The sequence below is a fragment of the Autumnicola tepida genome (genome assembly GCF_031846485.1).
GTDB classification, from domain to species: domain Bacteria; phylum Bacteroidota; class Bacteroidia; order Flavobacteriales; family Flavobacteriaceae; genus Autumnicola; species Autumnicola tepida.
The window spans coordinates 1-3162 of the sequence record NZ_JAVRHQ010000057.1 but is presented as its reverse complement, the minus strand read 5'-3'; the positions used below and the strand labels follow the sequence as shown (position 1 = coordinate 3162).

The 3162-nt window shown below is 30.9% G+C and carries 2 protein-coding genes; both read left to right on the top strand.

Annotated features, from left to right (window positions below; translation table 11 throughout):
• Positions 1-757 precede the first annotated feature (757 nt).
• Positions 758-1669 (top strand): MFS transporter, encoded by a 912-nt coding sequence (locus RM553_RS19200; protein ID WP_311536583.1) that lies wholly within the window; start codon positions 758-760, stop codon positions 1667-1669.
• 232 nt (positions 1670-1901) lie between these two features.
• Positions 1902-2663, top strand: a complete 762-nt coding sequence (locus RM553_RS19195) for an Abi-alpha family protein (protein WP_311536582.1) — start codon at positions 1902-1904, stop codon at positions 2661-2663.
• The last annotated feature ends 499 nt before the right edge of the window (positions 2664-3162 follow it).

Here is a 3162-nt window from a genome sequence, read left to right as displayed (position 1 = left end):
GCCGTTACCAAAAATTGCGCCGACTGAAATACAAAATCTAACCTGCTAATATTGTCCTTTTTTTTTATTGAAAATCCTGTTCACATTGAGCGGAAAAATTAGTAATTATAAAGTCAGTACTTAAAAAGAGTAATTCTGCTATTAGAAATTTTTCCAACGGAATTTTATAAAAATCGCTCTTAATTTAAAAATCCTAGAAAAATAGAAAATGGACCAGAATTTCAATTAAAGATGATTTATTGAAGATTAAAATATCTGCTTAAAAAAGAAAAACAAACCGACTTTTACGCTGCCGCAGAATCTAAAAATATAAATCAGAAAATAGAAAATTTCAGCAAGCAGAAAATTAATTTCAAAAAAAAGCCTCACGCTGACACTTACCCAGCCGGAAAAATTTAAAATAAAATTGAAGCCAAAAATTGAAAAATCCAACATGCCGAAAAATCCTAATGATCATAGAAAATTAAGAGTTCAAAAGAAATTATAGAACTGAAAGAAAATTTCAAAAACAAAAAAAGCTGATCAGAACGGCCAATCTCTGGTTCTTACTCAGGCGGGGCGCAACTTTAGGTAACATCGGTTAACAGCACATAACAGGTTGTATTCTAAAAATTGTTATTTTAGAGACCAATTTAAAATCGGTTAGCCGACAAGTTCGTGTTCCTACTCCTGTTACTTGCGTTAACCGTAGCCGTTGTAGCCAATGGCTAAAAGAACGAAATTGACTGTTAATTAGTTATTTAAATATAAAACTGCAATGATTCGAAAGAAAGAATTCATATTTTCAATTATTATATGCCTAACATTTTTATCACTTGGTTTTATGTTACTTCATTATGAATTAATTGGTTATGGATATTCATTTTTCGTATTTCTACCATTCGCTTTAGGATATATTTTAGGCAAATCAACTATCAAGACAATAAGTTTATGGGGATTAATTATTTCATTAGTAATCTTCTTTACTTTGCTATTGGCTGGTGGACTTGAAGGAATGATTTGTATTTTGATGGCAATGCCATTAATTATTGGTGCAATTGCACTTGGTGTGCTGGTCAAATACTTGTTTAAAAAATATTCTAACAATACTAAAAAAGAGAATCTCACAAAAAGTTCTATTCTTCCATTTTGCTTATTCTTAATTTTTGGATTTGTAGAAAAAAAGTCGGTCGAAAACGAACATAATATAATTGAAGTAAAGTCGGAGATAATCTTACCCTATTCTCCAATGAAGGTGTACAATATGATAAAATCAGTTGATACTCTTGATGCAGAAAAGCCATTTTTAATGAAACTTGATTTACCAATCCCACAAAAATGTATTCTAGAAGAAGAAAAAATTGGAGGAATCAGAACTTGCTATTTTGAAGGTGGACAAATCGTTGAGAAAATCACAGAGCTTGAAAAAGGAAAAATATTAAAAATGGATGTTATAGACTATCAATTAACAGGCAGAAAATGGCTTGGATTTAAAGAAGCAATTTACCTGTTTGATGAATTAGAAGATGGACAGACTAAAATGACAAGAATAACAACTTATACTAGCGAACTATATCCAAGATTATATTGGCAACCACTAGAGAAAATTGGAATTGAACAAGAACACGATTATGTGTTTAAGAATTTAGAAAAAGACTTAAAAAGCGAATTCGGAAAAAAAATAGAATAGTTAAAGACATTAGAACTTTAAATAAATTTTTCGCAATCGCCACTGGCAACAACAACGTATATCGCAAATGGCGGGTTTTATAAAAAAGAACTAAATTAGTTTCCATAATAAACTAAATCTTTAAGCCGACAAATCCGCATCCATAATTCCGCGCCACTTGTCGATATACGAGACCGTTAGCCACAAGCTTCACAACGAGATTGGTTAAACCAAATTGACTAATAAATTTAAAATGAGCAAAGAATTAAATATTAAATCTTCTACTATTGAAAAAGGACTTGAACTTATAAAAGATTTTACTTCAAAATTAATAGGTCCAACAATTGAAGAAGTTGGTCTACTATTATCAGACAAAATTAAATTCTTTCGATTCAAAAATCAGATTAACATTTTAATAAAGGCTCAAGAATATGTAAAAAAGAAGAATATTAAGATTAAAGAAATTCCAACAAAAATACTCGTGCCACTTCTAGAAAATGCATCCTTAGAAGAAAACGAAGAGATGCAAGAAAAATGGAGTTTTATGATTGGGAATCTAGCAGATTCAGACAAAAACTTACAAAACCAAATATTTCCATATTTACTGAGTCAAATTTCATTAAATGAATTTGAAAAGCTTTCCGAATTTAGTAAAAAAGAAGAAAACTTCATATTTAACCTTAGGAGATTATCAAAACTAAAAAATGAAAAAGAAAACTATTATACATCTGAATATCGAGATTTATATAGCAGGATAAATACTGTAAAACAAGAAGGATTTATTTTAGAAGGAATAGAAGAATATGAATATTCCAATCTCGAAAGATTAGGGTTATTAAGACAACTTCCACCGAAAATTATAATAGATGAACTTGAAATAGAACATTTTCAACAAGAAGGAAGCGAATACTATCCAATAGAAGCAGAATATGATCCAGATGATTACGACTACCGAATAACATCATTAGGTTCAAAATTCTTAGAAGCGTGTGAAGAGAAAAAAGCCAGTGGCTAACATCGGTTCATCGCAAATAACGGGTTTAGCCGGAAAAAGTGTAATTTTAAAGACCAATTATGGAAAGAACTAAGCCGACAAATCCGCGTTCTAACTCCCGCAACTTGCGATAACCGTAACCGTTGCCAACAAGAGCTTGCTGAAATTTGGCAATTTTTAATACTGGTTTTTAATATAAAAATTAAGGTTCTAAACGAGATTCTAACTCAACGGGAAGCATTATTTTTCCAATTCATATTTTAAAAATTTAGCAGGAATAATTCTGCTCATAACATTAATTTTGCCCTGGCGTTTAGGAAATTCACGAGTAAATAATGAACGTTTTTAATAAGATTCGTTTACGCGCTCCAATAGGCAACATCGGCTATAGCAAATTGCGGTTTATGTGCTGAAAATTGTTATTTTTAACTACCAACTAAAATAGAAATTAGCTGACAAAGACGCATCCCCTACTCCGCAACTTGTCCATAGCCAAAGCCGTTACCAAAAATTGCGCCGA

Excerpts from the sequence above, each read along its gene's own strand:
- RM553_RS19200 (WP_311536583.1), top strand. The coding sequence starts at position 758 with ATGATTCGAAAGAAAGAATTCATATTTTCAATTATTATATGCCTAACA.
- RM553_RS19195 (WP_311536582.1), top strand. The coding sequence starts at position 1,902 with ATGAGCAAAGAATTAAATATTAAATCTTCTACTATTGAAAAAGGACTT.